Origin of the sequence: Gordonia marina (assembly GCF_052036135.1) — a bacterium.
Lineage (GTDB): Bacteria > Actinomycetota > Actinomycetes > Mycobacteriales > Mycobacteriaceae > Gordonia.
The window spans coordinates 1-18,072 of record NZ_JBPSDN010000026.1; the positions used below are offsets into that span (position 1 = coordinate 1).

17 protein-coding genes are annotated in these 18,072 nt (G+C 70.7%); 7 read left to right on the plus strand and 10 right to left on the minus strand.

The genetic code is table 11. The features are described 5' to 3' along the window. Positions 1 to 995 precede the first annotated feature (995 nt). Positions 996 to 1,412 (minus strand): cytochrome c oxidase subunit 4, encoded by a 417-nt coding sequence (locus tag ACSEEN_RS15540; RefSeq protein WP_247864078.1) that lies wholly within the window; start codon positions 1,410 to 1,412, stop codon positions 996 to 998. 17 nt (positions 1,413 to 1,429) lie between these two features. Further along, positions 1,430 to 2,590: an aa3-type cytochrome oxidase subunit II gene (ctaC, locus tag ACSEEN_RS15545; protein WP_247864079.1), complete on the minus strand. Its 1,161-nt coding sequence runs from the start codon at positions 2,588 to 2,590 to the stop codon at positions 1,430 to 1,432. Positions 2,591 to 2,887: 297 nt separating this feature from the next. Between ctaC and asnB the strand changes: the two genes are divergently transcribed. Further along, positions 2,888 to 4,813 carry an asparagine synthase (glutamine-hydrolyzing) gene (asnB, locus tag ACSEEN_RS15550; protein ID WP_298446416.1) on the plus strand — a complete coding sequence of 642 codons (1,926 nt, stop codon included), beginning with the start codon at positions 2,888 to 2,890 and terminating at the stop codon, positions 4,811 to 4,813. Between the two features lie 46 nt (positions 4,814 to 4,859). Here the strand turns inward: asnB and ACSEEN_RS15555 are convergent, their stop codons facing one another. The 5 genes from ACSEEN_RS15555 to ACSEEN_RS15575 form a co-directional block, all read right to left on the minus strand. After that, a complete protein-coding gene (locus ACSEEN_RS15555) occupies positions 4,860 to 5,831 on the minus strand; it encodes a carbohydrate kinase family protein (protein ID WP_247864081.1) in 972 nt (323 codons plus the stop codon). A gap of 89 nt (positions 5,832 to 5,920) precedes the next feature. After that, positions 5,921 to 6,271 (minus strand): HesB/IscA family protein, encoded by a 351-nt coding sequence (locus ACSEEN_RS15560; RefSeq protein ID WP_247864082.1) that lies wholly within the window; start codon positions 6,269 to 6,271, stop codon positions 5,921 to 5,923. 138 nt (positions 6,272 to 6,409) lie between these two features. Beyond that, entirely contained in the window at positions 6,410 to 6,625 is a 216-nt protein-coding gene (locus tag ACSEEN_RS15565) for a ferredoxin (protein ID WP_247864083.1), read from the minus strand. Between the two features lie 7 nt (positions 6,626 to 6,632). Then, the gene (locus ACSEEN_RS15570; RefSeq protein WP_440713664.1) at positions 6,633 to 7,757 is read right to left on the minus strand and encodes a 3-ketosteroid-9-alpha-monooxygenase, oxygenase component; all 1,125 of its coding nucleotides are present in this window, start codon (positions 7,755 to 7,757) and stop codon (positions 6,633 to 6,635) included. A 53-nt stretch (positions 7,758 to 7,810) separates the two neighbouring features. Further along, positions 7,811 to 8,332: a VOC family protein gene (locus ACSEEN_RS15575; protein WP_440713665.1), complete on the minus strand. Its 522-nt coding sequence runs from the start codon at positions 8,330 to 8,332 to the stop codon at positions 7,811 to 7,813. Between the two features lie 65 nt (positions 8,333 to 8,397). Between ACSEEN_RS15575 and ACSEEN_RS15580 the strand changes: the two genes are divergently transcribed. Together ACSEEN_RS15580 and ACSEEN_RS15585 are read left to right on the plus strand one after the other, a co-directional pair. Further along, complete coding sequence (locus tag ACSEEN_RS15580; RefSeq protein WP_440713666.1) at positions 8,398 to 9,018, plus strand: TetR/AcrR family transcriptional regulator; 621 nt, start codon at positions 8,398 to 8,400, stop codon at positions 9,016 to 9,018. Positions 9,019 to 9,029: 11 nt separating this feature from the next. Further along, positions 9,030 to 9,779, plus strand: coding sequence for an SDR family NAD(P)-dependent oxidoreductase (locus ACSEEN_RS15585; protein WP_440713667.1), 750 nt, complete (start codon positions 9,030 to 9,032; stop codon positions 9,777 to 9,779). Here ACSEEN_RS15585 and ACSEEN_RS15590 read toward each other — a convergent pair. Then, positions 9,773 to 10,852, minus strand: a complete 1,080-nt coding sequence (locus tag ACSEEN_RS15590) for a glycerate kinase family protein (protein ID WP_440713668.1) — start codon at positions 10,850 to 10,852, stop codon at positions 9,773 to 9,775. The two genes, ACSEEN_RS15585 and ACSEEN_RS15590, sit on opposite strands and share 7 nt — an antisense overlap. A 67-nt stretch (positions 10,853 to 10,919) precedes the next feature. On the opposite strand from ACSEEN_RS15590, the gene ACSEEN_RS15595 reads away from it, so the two are divergent. Genes ACSEEN_RS15595 through ACSEEN_RS15605 form a run of 3 tightly spaced genes read left to right on the plus strand, consistent with a single transcriptional unit; the run spans position 10,920 to position 14,155 of the window. Next, positions 10,920 to 11,597 carry a DUF3043 domain-containing protein gene (locus ACSEEN_RS15595; protein WP_371308644.1) on the plus strand — a complete coding sequence of 226 codons (678 nt, stop codon included), beginning with the start codon at positions 10,920 to 10,922 and terminating at the stop codon, positions 11,595 to 11,597. Between the two features lie 6 nt (positions 11,598 to 11,603). Next, positions 11,604 to 13,370 carry a nicotinate-nucleotide--dimethylbenzimidazole phosphoribosyltransferase gene (cobT, locus tag ACSEEN_RS15600; protein ID WP_247864090.1) on the plus strand — a complete coding sequence of 589 codons (1,767 nt, stop codon included), beginning with the start codon at positions 11,604 to 11,606 and terminating at the stop codon, positions 13,368 to 13,370. After that, on the plus strand, positions 13,367 to 14,155 hold the full coding sequence (locus tag ACSEEN_RS15605) for an adenosylcobinamide-GDP ribazoletransferase (RefSeq protein ID WP_440713669.1): 789 nt from the start codon (positions 13,367 to 13,369) through the stop codon (positions 14,153 to 14,155). The genes cobT and ACSEEN_RS15605 overlap by 4 nt, the downstream gene beginning before the upstream one ends. A gap of 37 nt (positions 14,156 to 14,192) precedes the next feature. Here the strand turns inward: ACSEEN_RS15605 and ACSEEN_RS15610 are convergent, their stop codons facing one another. Then, complete coding sequence (locus ACSEEN_RS15610) at positions 14,193 to 15,293, minus strand: branched-chain amino acid aminotransferase (protein WP_440713670.1); 1,101 nt, start codon at positions 15,291 to 15,293, stop codon at positions 14,193 to 14,195. 37 nt (positions 15,294 to 15,330) lie between these two features. Then, positions 15,331 to 16,440 carry a glycine cleavage system aminomethyltransferase GcvT gene (gene gcvT, locus ACSEEN_RS15615; protein ID WP_247864093.1) on the minus strand — a complete coding sequence of 370 codons (1,110 nt, stop codon included), beginning with the start codon at positions 16,438 to 16,440 and terminating at the stop codon, positions 15,331 to 15,333. A gap of 72 nt (positions 16,441 to 16,512) precedes the next feature. On the opposite strand from gcvT, the gene ACSEEN_RS15620 reads away from it, so the two are divergent. Continuing rightward, on the plus strand, positions 16,513 to 18,069 hold the full coding sequence (locus tag ACSEEN_RS15620) for a leucyl aminopeptidase (protein WP_371308645.1): 1,557 nt from the start codon (positions 16,513 to 16,515) through the stop codon (positions 18,067 to 18,069). Positions 18,070 to 18,072: the final 3 nt, after the last annotated feature.

Here is an 18,072-nt window from a genome sequence, read left to right on the forward strand (position 1 = left end):
ACCGGACCCGCTCCCGACGGGAGCTCCTCACAACTTCGCCCGAACCGGGCGAACAGCAGTAACCAACCATCAAAGGGGGTCAGGTTTCAGACGTCGATAGGGGGTCAGATTTCACCCGCCGTTGACACGGGACGATCTCCGTCGTGCCGGTGAACCGCTTACGTACCAGGTACGCGATCATTGCTCCGTTGGTGGCCGGGTACCTGATCGCGATAGTCCGCACCCTCCGGCGCCCGAGCTAGCTTCAGCCCGGGGCCGGCATCGCAAGAACACGGCGGCCGGCCCGCTGCGCCTCGATCAGCAGGCGCGCCGGCCGGTCGCCTGACTACGACGCATCGAGTCGACGGTGACCGTTCTCGCGTATCCCGCGATCAGTGGTCGCGAGCACGTCGTCGGTGAATCGCACCACGGCACGCGCTACGGCCTGATCCCGGTCACCCGGTCAGCGGCCACCCGCTGACGGTACGGGTTTTTGCGGCAGCCACGACCACCGTCTCGAAGCACGGCGCACAGGCCCACAGTGAGCGCAGCGCGCACGGGCACGCGAAACCCCTGGGTTACGCATTATGGCGCCACGGAAGCAAATACCGGGGTCCTGTGGGCTGCCGCGTAGTGACGTCGAGCAACGAACGCGGCCGGAGCCTCTGCCCGCGCCACCGTCGTCGTATTATCGTCGGCCGGCGTCGACACGAGGCGTGGGCTCGACGGAGCGATCCGACGACAGCGGGCCGAATACGCGACGAGGACCGTCCCGATTCCTCCCGTCGCCACCACCCCACCACGACGCCGCGGGCAGCCCCGTCTGGCGTGCGACTGATCATCGTCACCGAGAACCGACGGTGCCCGTCCGCTGCCCATGCGGCGTCTCACGGAGTGCGGTCGCCACGCGGACACCGGCCCGACCCGCGACTTCAGCCCCCCATCGGCTGATACCCCCAGACGACGAAGGCCGCACCCGGCGAACCGGGTGCGGCCTCGACGACTCGGGAGCGACGTCAGTGCTTCTCGGGCCCCACGTGGTACTCCATCACCAGGCCGACGACGGCGGCCACCAGGAACAGGGCCACGCCGATCGAGAACCAGAAGTTGCCAGTGGCGAAGCCGATGGCGAACAGCGCGGCGGCACCGGCGATCATGATGGGCCAGTAGCTGTGCGGGCTGAAGAAGCCCAGCTCGCCGGCACCGTCTTCGATCTCGGCCTCGTCGTAGTCCTCGGGGCGGATCTCCACGCGGCGCGCCACGAACCGGAAGTAGCTGCCGACCAGGAGCGAGAGCGCGGCGGAGAAGAACAGGCAGGCCACGCCCGCCCATTCGACGCCGGTCCGGTAGAAGTAGGTCGCCACGGCGTAGATGATGCCCATCACGATGAAGAACACCGCGATGGCTTCAAAGATTCGAGATTCGATCTTCATAGCGAGTCGTGCTCCTCTTACTTCGCCGGAGTGCAGTTCGGGATGGACGTGTCGTTCTTGTTGCCCAGGTTCTTCGGGACATCGGTGTTCGCCACCCGGCGGGTGTTGAACGGCACCGTGACCACCGACTCCGGCTCCTGGCACACGGCCGTGAGCGCCTCGGCGTTGGTCTTGTCCGGGTTGTTCTTGCGGTAGTTGATGTACTGGTCGAAGACCTCGCGCGGCACGGCGCGGACCTCGAAGTTCATCATCGCGTGGTAGGTGCCGCACATCTCCGCGCAGCGACCGACGAAGGCGCCCTCACGCTCGATTTCGCTGATCTGGAAGGTCGACTCCTGCTTGTTCTCCTTGGGGAACGGCATGACGTCGCGCTTGAACAGGAACTCCGGAACCCAGAACGAGTGCACGACGTCCGCGGAAGCCAGATCGAACTGGATACGGGTCTTGGTCGGCAGCACCAGAATCGGGATCTCCGAGGAGGTGCCCAGGGTCTCGATCTTGTCGAAGGTCAGGTAGTTGCGGATGTCGTCGTCGCGACCACCAGCGGGGCCCGGCTTCTCCATCTCCTTGCCGTGGAACTCGATGTAGTCCGGCTGCTGCTGGATCTCGAAGGGGCCGCCCTTGCGGGACTGGTCCTTCGACACCAGGGTGTCGCCGTTCGAGGTCTTCACCTGGTTGTAGCCGAACTTCCAGTTCCACTGGAACGCGGTGACGTCGACCACCACGGCCGGATCGTCGACCTTCTTCTCCACCTTCGTCTGGGTGATGACGGTGAAGTAGAACAGGATCGCGATCAGCACGAACGGGATCGCGGTGTAGGCCAGCTCCAGCGGCACGTTGTAGCCGGTCTGGCGCGGGAACTCCGAGCCGGGATCGGTCGCGTCGAGCTCGGTCTGGTTCTTCTTGCGGCGATGGAAGGTGATGGTCCAGAAGATCAGGCCCCAGACCAAGATGCCCATCACGAGGGCCGCGATGCAGGCCCACTGCCAGAGCCGGAGCATGTCGTGGCTCTCCGGAGTCACACCGGCAGGCCAGCCGAAACGCACCGCTTCTTCCGGACTGCAACCGGTAAGGAACAGCGCGGCAGCCGCCAAAGCGCCGAGTCCGCCGACTCGCTTCACCGTGCGCGACGCAGTGATGCGCCGGGCCGACTTACGTCCACCGTGAGTCAATGTCACGCCTTCCTGCTGACAGGGAGCTGTTTGCGCGCGAGGAGTCCGTCGTGCAGCACTCGCTGATGGACATTCTCGCACCATGTACTACGCAGCGTAGACCAACACGGCGAACTGGTCGCGATTGGGTCTCCCCGTCGTGTCACCACCACCGGCGACCTGGGCGAAGGCACCGGTCCTGCGTCTTCGGCGGTGCGCCGGGTTCGCCGCCGATCACCGCTCTGCGGCATAGTAGAGAGGTTGGCACCCGATCCGGATCGGGCGCCTTTTTCACGACACCGAACAGTAAGGGGCGCGGCAGACGTGTGCGGCTTGCTCGGAATGCTCACCGCCGACGGCTCGGCGCCGTCGCTCGTCGACCTGATCGCGGAGGCCTCGCACTGCATGCGCCACCGCGGGCCGGACGATGCGCTCACCTGGAACGACCAGGACGTCGTCTTCGGTTTCAATCGGCTCTCGATCATCGACATCGAGCATTCGGCTCAGCCGCTGCGCTGGGGGCCGCCGGAGGAACCGGAACGCTACGCGCTCGCCTTCAACGGGGAGATCTACAACTACCTGGAGCTACGCGAGGAGTTGCAGCGCGAGTTCGGCGCGGAGTTCGCCACCGACGGCGACGGCGAGCCCATCGTCGCCGGCTTCCACCACTGGGGCCCGGACGTGGTGCGCAAGCTCCGCGGCATGTTCGCCTTCGCGGTCTGGGACACGGTGACCCGGGAGCTGTTCCTGGCCCGCGACCCGTTCGGCATCAAGCCGCTCTACCTGGCGACGGGCCCCGGCGGCACCGCGTTCGGCAGCGAGAAGAAGAGCCTGCTGCAACTGCTCGACGCCCTCCGACTCGACTCCGAGCTGGATCCGCGTGCCGTCGAGCACTACACGGTCCTGCAGTACGTCCCGGAACCGGAGTCGCTGCACGCCGACATCCGGCGTCTGGAATCGGGCACCTACGCGACGCTGCGGCCCGGCGAGGCGCCGACGACCACCCGCTACTTCCGGCCGCGGTTCGCCGTGCAGCCGTTCGCCCGGCCCGGCGAAGCGGCCCGGTACGACGAGATCGCCGACGTCCTGCGCGATTCTGTCGCCAAGCACATGCGGGCCGACGTCACCGTCGGGTCGTTCCTGTCCGGCGGCATCGATTCGACGGCGATCGCCGCGCTGGCCATCCAGCACAACCCGGATCTGATCACCTTCACCACCGGTTTCGAGCGCGAGGGCTACTCGGAGATCGACGTCGCCGCCGAATCGGCCGAGGCGATCGGCGCGCGACATGTGATCAAGGTGGTCAGTCCCGAGGAGTACATCGCGGCCATCCCGAAGATCATCTGGTACCTCGACGATCCGGTGGCCGATCCGTCGCTGGTCCCGCTGTACTACGTGGCCGCCGAAGCCCGCAAGCATGTGAAGGTGGTGCTGTCCGGGGAGGGCGCGGACGAGCTCTTCGGCGGCTACACCATCTACAAGGAGCCGCTCTCGCTCCGGTCGTTCGAGAAGCTGGGACCGCGGATGCGCCGGGCCGCAGGCAAGCTCAGCCAGAAGATCCCCGAGGGCACCCGCGGGAAGAGCCTGCTCGACCGGGGATCGAAGACCCTGGAGGAGCGCTACTACGGCAACGCCCGCAGCTTCGACGACGAGCGGCTGCGCCGCGTGCTCCGCAATTACCGCGCGGACTGGACGCACATGGACGTCACCGCGCCGATCTACGCCACGAGCACCGGCATGGATCCGGTGGCGCGCATGCAGCACCTCGACATGTTCACCTGGCTGCGCGGCGACATCCTGGTCAAGGCCGACAAGATGACGATGGCGAACTCACTGGAACTGCGGGTGCCGTTCCTCGACAAGGAGGTCTTCGCCGTCGCCGAACGACTTCCGTTCGACGAGAAGATCAGTCATGGCACCACCAAGTACGCGCTGCGCAAGGCGCTGGAGCAGATCGTGCCGGCGCACGTGCTGCATCGGAAGAAGCTCGGTTTCCCGGTCCCGCTGCGCCACTGGCTGGCCGGGCCGGAGATGTACGACTGGGCGCGGTCGACCATCGTCGCCTCCGACACCGATCACCTCTTCGACAAGCGGTTCGTGTTGCAGATGCTCGACGAGCACCGGGCCGGGGTGGTGGACAACAGCCGGCGGCTGTGGACGGTGCTGTGCTTCATGATCTGGTACGGGATCTTCGTCGACGGCTCCATCGATCCGCAGATCGAGGAGCGCGACTACCCGGTCCGGCTCTGACGGGACGTCCCGGGGCCGCGGTGGCCCCGGGACCGTCCGGCCGGGTTCAGAGCACCGCGTGGATGTCGGCGGCCGCCTGATCGCCGTACGCGCCGCGGATACGCTCGACGGCGCCGTCGCGATCCCACTCCCAGCCCTGCGTCGACTCGCATTCCAGGACGAGGGTGGCGACCATCGCGCCGAGCTGGGCGGCGCGCTCGAAGTTCAGGCCGCGTGACCGGCCGGTGAGGAATCCGGCGCGGAAGCCGTCGCCGACGCCGGTGGGATCGACCGCTTCGGCCACCGGGACCACCGGGACGTGGATCGCGTCGCCGCCGGTCGGCACGATGTCGATGCCGTCGGCCCCGCGCGTGGTGATGCGGATCTTGACCAGGGCGGCGACGTCGTCGTCGGTCAGACCCGTCTTCTGCCGGAGCAGACCCCACTCGTAGTCGTTGGTGAACAGGTATTCGGCACCCTCGATGAGGTTCCGCGCGGTGTCTCCGTCGAGCCGGGCGAGCTGCTGGCTCGGGTCGGCCGCGAAGGCGATGCCGTGGTCGCGGCACAGCTCGGTGTGCCGGACCATGGCCTCGGGGTCGTCCGGGGCGATCAGGACCAGGTCGGGACGGCCGGTCTCGTCGAAGACCTCGGTCACGTCGATGCGGCGGGCCTCAGACATCGCACCCGGGTAGAACGAGGCCAGCTGCGCCATCGTCTCGTCGGTGGTGCACATGAATCGCGCGGTCTGCTGGGTGCCCGAGATGCGCACACCGCGGCAGTCGACGCCGTGGTCGCTGAGCCAGTCGCGGTAGTCGCCGAAGTCCTCACCGGCCGCGCCGATCAGCAGCGGATTTCCGCCGAGCGCACCGATCGCGAAGGCGATGTTGCCGCCCACGCCGCCGCGGCGGACCACCAGGTCCTCCACCAGGAAGCTCAGCGAGATGTGCTCCAGCTGGTCGGCGACCAGCTGTTCGGAGAACTTTCCGGGGAACTTCATCAGATGGTCGGTCGCGAGCGACCCGCATACGGCAATGAACATTCGCTCAGCCTAAACGGAGGCGGAACGACGACGGCCGCCTCCCCCTGTTCGGGGGACGGCGGCCGTCGGGGTCGCTGCGCTGCGCGCGATCAGTTGAACGAATCGCCGCAGGCACAGCTGCCGGTGGCGTTCGGGTTGTCGATGGTGAAGCCCTGCTTCTCGATCGAATCGACGAAGTCGATGGTCGCGCCCTTCATGTACGGGGCGCTCATCCGGTCGACGGCCAGCTTGACGCCGCCGAAGACGTCGACGATGTCGCCGTCGAGGGTGCGGTCGTCGAAGTACAGCTGGTAGCGCAGGCCGGCGCAGCCGCCGGGCTGCACCTCGATGCGCAGGGCCATGTCGTCGCGGCCCTCCTGGTCGAGCAGGGCCTTGGCCTTGGCGGCGGCGGAATCGGTCAGGACCACACCCGACTGTGCGGTCTCGTTCTGGACGGTCATGGGTGCTCCCTCATGTCTGCGGGCAAAGGCGGTGACGCCTTCCGATCTACCGGCGGCGCCTCCACCACGGGCGGTGAAGCGCAGCCGTCGGCTATAACGGTACTCCGCGATCGGATATTCCCCCACCGCCGTGCCCGGTCAGGCCTCCCTCGGCAGGCGCGGGTCGACCAGCCCGATGGCCCGGGCCGGGCACAGCGGCGCGACGATGCGCCGGAGATAGTCTTCGTCGTCACCGTCGACGACGATCCGGCGCAACCGGTCCGGGGTACCGCGCGGCGCGAAGACATCGGGGGCGAGCGCCGCGCAGCGGCCGCTGTTCGCGCAGCGGGCGGCATCGTGCATGACGATCTTCATGAGCGGCTCACCGCCTCTCCAGCAGATTCCGCTGGATCTCCGCGTCCCATTCCCGGCGCGCGTGACGCACGTCGATCTCGCTCTCGTACCGCGCGGTCATGTCCGCCGTGACCTCGGACTTGTCGAGATAGAACTGCTCGTACCAGCGGCGTTGCTGATATACCGGCCCGTCCTCCTCGGTGAGCAGCGGGTTGTCGATCCTCGTCTTGTGCCGCCAGACCTCGACGTCTTCGAGGAAGCCCTCGGAGAACTTGGCGGAGAAGGCCCGGGCCAGCGCGCGGGTCTGCCCGGGCCCGGCTCCGGGGAGGGCCGCCACCGCGACACCCCACTGCAGCACGAACGAGTCCTGAGTCACCGGGTAGTGGGCGTTGGTCAGCACCACCTCGATGGTCGTGCCGTCGCCCAAGTCGTTGTGGAGCCAGTTGATCATGTACGCGGGACCGAAGTAGGTCGCCTCCGACCGCAGCAGCGAGTCGGGGTGGTAGTACGGCGAATCCCCGAAGATGTCCTCGCGCGCCTTCGAATGCATGAGCTGGGTGGCCGTCTGGCCGTCGAGCACGTTCTTGAAGTACGTCGGGTAGGCGTGATGGATGTAGAAGAAGTGCGCCATGTCGACGTTGTTGTCGACGATCTCCCGGCAGTGCGACCCGGTGATGAGTTCGCTGCGCCAGGCCCACTCGCTCCAGCGGCCCTCGGCGAATCCGTCGATCGCCGGCGGCAGCAGATCCGGCGGCGGCGGGTCCTGCTCGTGGTCGTGCCAGACGAGCAACTGCCCGTTGATCTCCGCGTTGTGCCAGGTGCGGGTGCGCGCCAGCTTCGGGGTTCGTTTGGCGTACGGTACGACGGCGCAGCGGCCGGTGCCGCCGTCCCATTGCCAGCCGTGGAACGGGCACGCCACGCGACCGTCCCGCAGCGTTCCCGCGCCCAGGTCCGCGCCCATGTGCCGGCAGTAGCCGTCGAGGACGCGCAGCTCACCCCCGGCGTCGGCGAACACCACCAGCCGGGTCCCGAAGGCGTCGACCGCGTGCGGCCTGCCGTCCCGGAAGTCCTCGGCGAGCCCGAGGCAGTGCCAGCCCCGCGCGAATCTGTCGAAACCGGTTCCGGTGTCGATCTCCCGGATGTCTGTCGCCATCGATCATTCCTCCTGTCGTCCGCCGCGGTCGTCGCCGCGGCTCCGGGTGGCGGTCACGCCTGGGTCAGGTACTCGCGGAGACCGGTGCTCATCTCCAGGAGTTCGACGAGCAACCCGGCCGGCCCGTCGGGCTCGACGTACGCGAAGCGCAGTGCGCCGCCGGCCATCACCCCCTCCTGCACGATGGGGTGCCCCGCGGCGGCGAGCCGGGCCTTCGCGGCATCCAGGTCGTCCGGCAGCACCGCCACGTGATGCAGCCCGCCCGTATCCGCGCGTTCGAGGAATTCGTGGTAGACGGAGACGCCCGCCCGCGGTTCGATCACCTCGATCTGCAGATCGCCCGACATCCCGAAGGCCACCGCCGCGGTGAAGTCCGCCGGCGCACCCCGGTACCGGCACGACCCCGGCGTGAACGCGACGTCGTCGAGTCGAAGCCATCGCGGCACCCCGAGCCCGGCCCCGAGACCGGCGGTCGCACGCGAGAGGTCCGGGACGACGAAGGCGATCTGCACCACCGCCCCCAGGGCCTCGATCTGGTGAACGGCGGGGTCCGCGCAGTGCTGGTCGTGACGCATGGCCCCGACTTTAATCACATATGATTATTCTTGTAAATACTTTCGCTTAATACTAGGCTCGCGGCATGACCTCCGGCGGTACCCGACAGGGACACGAACAGCTCCTGCTCGCGGGCGAACGATTGATCGCCGAACGCGGCCCGGACGTCGCTCTGCGCGACATCGCCCTGGCCGCCGGCCAGCGCAACAACTCCGCGGTGCACTATCACTTCGGTTCCCGCGACGGGCTGATCGTCGGGATCGTCGAACGCCGGCAGGCCGGCCTCGACCAGCAGCGCATGGCGATGCTCGCCGACATCGCGACCGGCGAGACGGAGCCGGTCGGCCTGCCCGCGCTGGTACGCGTGCTGGTGGAACCGATGTTCACGGTGCCGTACGCGCAGGGCTCCACCCACTACGCGCGGTTCCTCGATCGGGTACGCACCCACCCGGAGGTCCTCACCGCCCAGCGCCTCGACCGCTGGCCCGCCACCGACAAGCTCGCGCGCCTCCTGCACGCGGAGATGCGCGATCTTCCGCCCGACGAGCGGGTGCACCGGCTGACCGGGACCACGAGCGCGCTGTTCGCCCTGCTCGCCGACTACGAAGCCACCCACGCGGGCGACCCCGCCGCCATGGATCCCGACCGGCAGCGGTCGATCATCGCGATGACCACCGGCATGCTCGGCTACCGGGCCGACGAGTGAGGAGAGAACGTATGGAGGCAGACACGAAGCGCGGGGCCGTCGTCCTCGGCGGGAGCCGCGGCATCGGCCTCGCGGCCGCGCGCGCTCTCGCCGGCGCCGGTTCGGATGTGGTGATCGGCTACCGCTCCGACCACGCCGCCGCGGACGAGGCCGCCGACTCGATCGCCGCGGAATCCGGGCGCCGGGTCCGGAGCGTGTGCGCCGACCTCGCCGACATCGCACGCACACGAGAGGCGATCGGCGCGGCGGCGCAGTGGCTCGGCGGCACGATCGACGTGCTCTGCATTCCGGCCGGCATCGAGCACCTCGAACACATCGACGAGGCCACCCCGGAGATCTACGACACGGTCTTCGGCACCAACACCCGGGGCGTCTACTTCGCGATCCAGAGTGCCCTGCCGTTCATACCCGACGGCGGGCGCATCGTGTGTCTGTCGTCGATCAGCGCCAGCACGCCGTTCGCCAACCATGCGATCTACAGTGCGAGCAAGGCGGCGGTCGAAGCCTTCGTCGGCTGCCTGGCCGTCGACCTGGCCGCGCGATCGATCACCGTGAACGCCGTGGCACCGGGCGGCACCCACACCGGGCTCGCGCTCGACACCGCGCAGCGCTTCGGCGCGCACCTCGATCCCCGGATGTTCCATCTGCCGTTCGGCCGCCTCGCCGAACCGGCCGAGATCGCCTCGGTCATCGAATTCCTCGCCTCACCGGCGGCCGGCTGGATCACCGGCCAGACCATCCGGGTGGCCGGCGGTCAATAGCCGGAACGAGCGCCACGCGCGCCGGTCCACCCCGCGGCCAGCTCCGCGGTGAGGCTGGTCAGCTCCGGCCCGGCGTTCGCGAGTGCGGCGGCGCGCGACCCGGCGTGATGGGTCAGCGAATGGACCTCACCGAACCGCGCCGCCTCGGCGTCGGTCAGCCGCGACTCGCCGACCAGCACGATCAGCGGGACGCCCGCGGCCGTCGCCTCGGCCGCGATCGCGTCGACCACCTTGCCGTGACCGGTCTGCGCGTCGATCCGGCCCTCCCCGGTGATCACCAGGTCGGCACCGGCGATCGCCGCGGGTCGCCGCGTCAGCTCGGCGATGAGACCGGCCCCGGAGACCCGCCGGGCGCCGGCGGCCAGGAGCGCCGCGCCGAGTCCACCGGCCGCTCCGGCACCCGGCAGATCGCGCACGTCGCGGCCGCCGGCCGCGGCCAGCTGGTCCGCCCAGCGCGTCATCCGCTCCTCGAGGAACGCCACGGCCGCCGGATCGGCACCCTTCTGCGGCCCGAACGTCGCGGCCGCACCGTCGGCGCCGAGCAGCGGATTGTCGACGTCGGTGGCCACGATGAGTTCCACGTCGCGGCACAGCCGGCCCGCGGCGGCCGGCCCGCCGAGCCGTTCGCAGGCCCCTCGCCCGCCGTCGGTGCTGGCCGAACCGCCGAGTCCGACGACGATGCGGCTGCTCCCGGCCAGCAGCGCCGCCGCGATCAGGTCGCCGACGCCCGCGGTGTCGGCCTCGACGGCGGTGCGCGGGTCCGGGTCGGGAACCAGGTGCAGACCGCACGCCTGGGCCACCTCCAGATAGGCGGTGCGGTCGTGCAGCAGCCACGATGCCCGCACCGGGGTACGCAGCGGACCGTCGACCGTCTGGGTGCGGACTCGCACGCCGAACGCGGTGGCCAGCACCTCGACAAAGCCCGGACCGCCGTCGGATTGCGGGGCGAGCGAGACGGCGTCGTGCGGGCGGGCGGCGTGCCAGCCGGCCCCGATCGCCGCCGCCGCTTCCACCGCGTCGAGCGTTCCGCCGAACGAGTCCGGCATCACCAGCACCCGCGCCCCCACCGTCATGGTCAGCGACTCTAGCTATGCCGGGCGGCTCCGCGGGGAGGTTCGGCGATGGCTTAGGCTCGTGGGCGTGAAGATGCCCTGGAAATCCGGCGCGGACGCGGCCGCCGACAGTTCCGCCGACACCGCCGAGAACGCGAGTGACACCGCCGCCGACAACGGCGCGAAGCAGTCCGGCGCGACCACCCCCGGCAAGGGCCGCCCGACTCCCAAACGCCGCGATTCCCAGCGGCGCCGCACCGGACCGGTCGCACCGCCGCCGACCACGCGCGCCGAGGCCCGGGCCCGCAAGAAGGCCCAGAAGTCGACACTGACCAAGGAAGAGCGCAAGGAGCTGCGCGCCGAGCGGAACAAGGCCCGCGCCGATCAGCGCGAGAAGATGATGGAGGGCGACGAGAAGTACATGATCGCCCGCGACCGCGGGCCGGTGCGCGCCTACACGCGCGATCTGGTCGATTCGCGGCGCAACTTCGCCGGGCTGTTCATGCCGTTCGCCGTCGTGCTGATCGTGACGATGATGATTCCGAGCGTCAGCCAGTACATGTCACTGGTGATGCTGCTCTTCGTGGTGCTCATGGTGATCGATTCCCTGATCCTGGGCCGCCTGGTCAACAAGCGTGTGCGCGAGCGGTTCCCGGACAGCACCGACGGCGGCTTCAGGCTCGGTCTGTACGCGTTCACCCGGGCCATGCAGCTGCGCATGATGCGGGCGCCGCGGCCCCGGGTCTCGCTCGGCGCCAAGGTCTAGCCGCGCATGCGCACACTGATCCTCGGCGGCACCCGGTCGGGCAAGTCGGCGCGGGCCGAGGCGCTCCTCGCCGGCCCGCCCGCCGTCCGCTATCTCGCGACGGGTGCGGTGCCCGGCGGCGACGAGTCGTGGGCGCGCCGCGTCCAGGCCCACCGCGACCGGCGCGACACCCGGTTCACCACCGTCGAGACGACCGATCTGGCCGGGCAGCTACGCGACGGTGACGGGGTGCCGACCCTGATCGACGACCTCGGGAACTGGGTCACCGCCCTGCTCGACGCCACCGGCGGCTGGGACGATCCCGGCGCCGATCTCGGCGCGGAGATCACCGAGCTGGCGACCGCGGTCGCCGCCTACGACGGCGACCTGGTGATCGTGAGCCCGGAGGTCGGGCTGTCCGTGGTGCCGTCCACCAACGCCGGCCGCCGCTTCGCCGACGTCCTGGGCGCGGCGAATCTGGCCGTCGCGGCGGCGTGCGACGACGTCGAGCTGGTGGTGGCCGGGCGGATCCTGCAGCCCGTGGCCACGACCGGGCCGCTGTCACGCCGGCAGACCGAGGCCGACCCTCACCGGCCCGCCCCGCCGAGCGAGGCCGCCCCTGACCAGCCCGCCCCGCCGAGCGAGGTGCGAGCCGAGCTCGAGCCTGGCCCTGAGCATGCGGGGCGGAGCCTGCGACGGCCCGCGGCCGAAGGGTCGAAACGACCCCCCGCAACCGCGGCGGGCCCCACCGACGCCGACTTCCCCCCGGTCGACCTGCCCGACGAGACCGTCGCCGAACAGGCCCGGGCGCGCCTGCTGACGCTCACCAAGCCGCCGGGCTCACTCGGCCGCCTGGAGGACCTCGTCGTCTGGGTCTCGTCGTGCCAGGGCGTCTGTCCGCCGCGGCGGATCGTCGCCCCGCAGGTGGCGGTCTTCGCCGGCGACCACGGGGTGGCCCGCGACGGGGTGTCCGCGTTCCCGCCGGAGGTCACCGCGCAGATGGTCGCCAACATCGCCTCGGGCGGCGCCGCGGTCAACGTGCTGGCGCGCCGCGCCGGCGCGGCGGTCCAGGTGCTGGACATGTCCGTCGACACCGATGACGCCGATCCCGTCGTGGCCCGCTACAAGGTGCGCCGCAGCACCGGCGACCTGCGGCGCGGGCAGGCGATGACGCTGGACGAGGCGCGCCGCAGCGTCGCCGCCGGGCGGGCCGTCGCCGACGAACTGGTCGATGCGGGCGCCGATCTGCTGATCGCCGGGGACATGGGCATCGGCAACACCACCCCGGCCGCCGTGCTGACCGGGATCGTCACCGGCAAGGAGCCGGTGGTCGTGGTCGGCCGCGGCACCGGCATCGACGACGCCGCCTGGATCCGCAAGACCGCCGCGATCCGCGACGGCATGCGCTTCGGCCGCCCTCACCGGCACGACCCGCTGAATCTGCTCGCGGCCGTCGCCGGGCCCGATCTCGCCGCCATGGCGGGCTTCCTCGCCCAGGCCGCGGTCCGTCGTACCCCGGCGATCCTGGACGGCATGGTCGTGACGTCGGCCGCGCTGGTCGCGAATCTGCTCGCACCGGGCGCGAGCGCCTGGTGGTGCGCGGGACACCGGTCCACCGAACCGGCGCACGGCTTCGCACTGCTCGAGCTCGGGCTGGAACCGATCCTCGACCTCTCGATGCGGCTCGGCGAGGGCTCCGGCGCGGTGACCGCGCTGCCCGTCGTCACCGACGCGGTCGACATCCTGATCGACATGGCGACGTTCACCTCGGCCGGCGTCGACGACGGATCGTGACCGCGCGGCCGGGCGGGGTGCGGCTGGCACTGAGCTGGCTGACCGTCGTCCCGGTCCCCCAGCCGCGGTCGGCACCCGATCGCACCGACGGGCGCCGCGTGATCGCGGCCGTGCCGGTCGTCGGCGCCCTGCTCGGCGCCGCGACGGCCGCACTGGCCTTCGGTCTCGGGTACACGGCGCTCCCGGCGCCGGTGACCGGCGCACTGTGCGTGGTCTTCCTGGCGCTCGCCACCCGCGGCATGCACCTCGACGGCCTCGCCGACACCGCCGACGGGCTCGGCTGCTACGGCGACCCCGAGCGCGTCCGTGCCGTGATGCGCAGCGGCGACGTCGGACCGTTCGGCGCCGCCACCCTGGTGCTCGTCCTCCTGTTGCAGGCCCTCACCGTCGGCGGTCTGGCGGCCGAGAGTCACTGGTACGACCTCGCGTTCGCGGTCTTCCTCGGCCGGGTGGCCGTGGTGATCGCGTGCCGCTCGGGTCTGCCGTCGGCCAATCCGGACGGTTTCGGGGCGCTGGTCGCCGGTACGCAGCGCGCGGCGATCGCGGTGTGGCTCGTCGTCGCGGCGATCGCGGTGGCCGGGGCCGGGTGGCTCGGCGCCGGTGCGACGCCGGCCTTCCAGCTCGGCGCACCGATCCGCGCGGCGATCGCCCTGATCGTCGTCGTCGCGTTCGGTTACGCGTTCACCCGGCACTGCGCGCGCCGGATCGGCGGCGTCTCCGGCGACGTCCTCGGCGCGACCATCGAGCTGTCCACGACACTCGCGCTCGTCGTGCTCCTCGCCTGACCGCCGCCGACGGAGACTCGTCCCGGCATGCTCGCGGCTACGGGTAGAGCGTCGTCATCCAGCCGTAGCGGTCGGCGAAGGTGCCGCGCTGCAGGCCGGTGAGGGTGTCGCGCAGGGCCTGGGTCACCGGGCCGGTGGTGCCGTCGCCCACCAGGTAGTCGTCGGTATCGCTCTTGACGCGGCCGACCGGGGTGATCACCGCGGCGGTGCCGCAGGCGAAGACCTCGGTGATGGCGCCGGAGTCGACGCCCTCGCGCAGTTCCCGGGTGGAGATCTTGCGCTCGGACACGCCGTAGCCGGCGTCGGCCGCCAGCGTGAGCAGCGAGTCGCGCGTGATGCCGGGCAGCAGCGAACCGGAGAGCTCAGGGGTGACGATCTGCGCGTCGGAGCCGCTGCCGAACACGAAGAACAGGTTCATGCCGCCCATCTCTTCGATGTACGTGCGCTCCACCGCGTCGAGCCAGACCACCTGGTCGCAGCCCTGCTCGGCGGCCTGCGCCTGGGCGAGCAGCGACGCGGCGTAGTTGCCGCCGAACTTGGCGGCGCCGGTACCGCCGGGCGAGGCCCGGACGTACTCGGTACAGAGGTACACGCTGACCGGCTTCACCCCGCCGGAGAAGTAGGCGCCGGCCGGCGAGGCGATCAGCACGTAGCGGTACTCGTTGGACGGCCGGACACCGAGACTCGGCTCGGTGGCGAACATGAAGGGACGCAGGTAGAGCGACTCCTCGCCACCGGCGGCCGGGACCCAGCCGTGGTCGACGGCGAGCAACTCGCGCAGCGAGTCGAGGAAGTGCCCGGTCGGCAGCGGCGGCATCGCCAGGCGCTCGGCCGAGGTCGCGAACCGCGCCGCGTTGGCCTCCGGACGGAAGGCGGCGATGGAGCCGTCGGGCTGGCGGTACGCCTTCAGTCCCTCGAAGATCTCCTGCGCGTAGTGCAGGACCATCGCCGCCGGATCCAGGGCGATCGGGCCGTAGGGGGTCACCTTCGCCCGATGCCAGCCCCGCTCCCGGTCGAAGTCCATGGTCACCATGTGATCGGTGAAGTGATTGCCGAAGCCGGGCGCCTCCAGGATCTCGGCGCGACGGCCCTCCGAGACGGGATGGGGGTGGTCGGTACGGATGAACTCCAGCGTCATGGGACAACAATAGCGCTGCGCCCGAGCCGCGATTCGCTCAGACGTGGCTCTCGACGAACGGCGGATTCACCACGACGGCGGGCACGCTGCGGCCGCGCACGTCGACCACCACCTCGTCGCCCGCACTGACCCCCGCGAGGGTGTCCAGGAAGGCCAGGGCGATGCCCGCCTTCAGGGTCGGCGAGAAAGTCCCCGAGGAGCATTCGCCGATCACCGGGCCGCCCGGCATCAGGTGCACGGTGCAGCCGGCGCGCAGCACGCCGCGGCCGGTCGCCTTCAGGCCGGCGAGGCGCCGCGCCGGGCCGGCCTCGCGCTCGGCGAGCAGGGCGTCCCGCCCGAAGAACGACGGCTTGTTCCAGCCCACCGCCCACGAGCTGCGCGCCTGCACCGGGGTGATGTCCTCGGTGAGTTCGTGGCCGTGGAGCGCGTAGCCCATCTCGGTCCGCAGCGTGTCGCGGGCGCCGAGGCCGCAGGGCTGACCGTCACGCGCGGTCACCTCGGCGAGCAGGGCGTCCCAGACGGGGCCGGCGTCGTCCCAGCGCGGCAGGATCTCGTAGCCGCGTTCGCCGGTGTAGCCGCTGCGGCAGACGCGCACCGGGTAGACGGCATCCCCGGCACGCAGCTCCGCGTCGGCGAAGGCCATGTACTCCATCTCGGTCGGGAGGCCGAGCGCCGCCAGCACCTCCGGCGCCCGCGGTCCCTGCACGGCGAAGACGCCGTAGTCGCGGTGCTGATCGGTCACCGCCACCCCGTCGGGGGCGACGGCGGCGAGCGCCGCCACCACGTCGGCGGTGTTGGCCGCGTTGGGGACCAGAAAGACCTCGTCGTCGGACACCAGGTAGGCGATCAGATCGTCGATCACGCCGCCGCGGTCGTTGCAGCAGAGCGTGTACTGGGCCTTGCCGGGGGTGATCTTGCCGAGGTCGTTGGTGAGGGTGTCGTTCACGAGGGCCGCGGCGCCGGGGCCGGCGACCAGCGCCTTGCCGAGGTGGCTGACGTCGAACAGACCGACGGCCTCGCGGACGGCGGCGTGCTCGGCGGAGGTTCCGGAGTACGAGACGGGCATGTCCCAGCCGCCGAATTCGGCGAAGCTGGCGCCCAGGGCGGCGTGGCGGTCGGCGATCGGGCCGGCGAGGAGTTCGGTCATGCGCTCACCGTATCGCGCCACCTGCGCGACTCTCCCGATCACCTCCGCCCGGGCGGGCTACAGTGGGTCGGCGTGAGCAGCAACGACATCCTGAACCGTGCCCGCGGACCCCGCATCGACCTCGCCACCGGCCTGACCAAGAACGACGACGTTCTGGTGATCGGCCTCCTCACCGGCGACACCGACGACGACGCGAAGACGTCGCCGACCGACCCGGATCCGGTCCTGCTCCTGACCGACGACCTGCTCGACGACGAGGCCGCCGAGGCCCTCACGGCGGCGCTCCGCGCCGTGCGCGCCAGCGGTAAGACCGGCCAGGTGGTGACCGTTCCCGCCCCCGCGGCCCTGCCCGTGCGGCTCGTCGTGGCGGTCGGACTCGGTGCGGCCGAGGACGCCGAGGACGCCGAGACCGTGCGGCAGGCGGCCGGTGACGCGATCCGCACCCTCGACGGCGCCGGCCCGGTGGTGTCGACGCTGTCCGCGGCCGGTCTCGGTGCCGCCGCGGAGGGTTTCTACCTCGGCGCCTACCGGTTCGACGAGTTCCGTTCGGCGGCGTCCCGATCGCCGAAGGAGCCGGCCGGTGAGATCTCGCTCCTGGTCCCCCAGAAGACCAAGCAGGCGCGGGCCGAACTCGACCACGCGCTCGTCGTCGCCGACGCCGTCGCGCTGGCCCGCGACTTCGTCAACACCCCGCCCAGCCACCTCTACCCCGGTGAGTTCGCCGACCGCGCACGACGCGCGGGCGGTGCGGCCGGCCTGACCGTGGAGATCCTCGACGAGGAGGCGCTCGCGGCGGGCGGCTACGGCGGCATCGTCGGCGTCGGACAGGGCAGTTCCCGGCCACCGCGCCTCGTGCGGCTCGCCTACACGCCGTCGGCCAAGAACGACGCCCGCAAGAAGGTCGCGCTGGTCGGCAAGGGCGTCACCTTCGACACCGGCGGCATCTCCATCAAGCCGGCCGCCGGCATGGATCACATGACCTCCGACATGGGCGGCGCGGCCGCGGTGATCGCGACGGTCATCGCCGCCGCGCGGCTCGGGCTCGACGTGGCCGTGACCGCCACCGTGCCGATGGCCGAGAACATGCCGTCGGGCACCGCGCAGCGGCCCGGCGACGTCCTGACGCAGTACGGCGGCACCACCGTCGAGGTGCTCAACACCGACGCGGAGGGCCGGCTGATCCTCGCCGACGCCATCGTGCGGGCCTGCGAGGACGACCCCGACTACCTGATCGACACCGCCACCCTGACCGGCGCCCAGATGGTCGCCCTGGGCACCCGCACCCCCGGCGTACTCGGCACGGACGAGTTCCGCGACCGGGTCGCCGCGATCTCCCGCGCCGTGGGCGAGAACGGATGGGCGATGCCGCTGCCCGCCGAGCTCCGGTCAGACCTCAACTCGCGCGTCGCCGACCTGGCGAATGTCACCAATCACCGCTGGGGCGGCATGCTCAGCGCCGCCATCTTCCTGCGCGAATTCGTGAGCGACGGCGTCGGCTGGGCCCACCTCGACGTCGCCGGGCCGGCGTTCAACACCGGCGGCCCGTGGGGCTACACGCCGAAGGGCGGGACCGGTGTCCCGGTGCGCACGCTGATCGCCGTGCTGGAGGACATCGCCGAGGCCGGCTGAGCC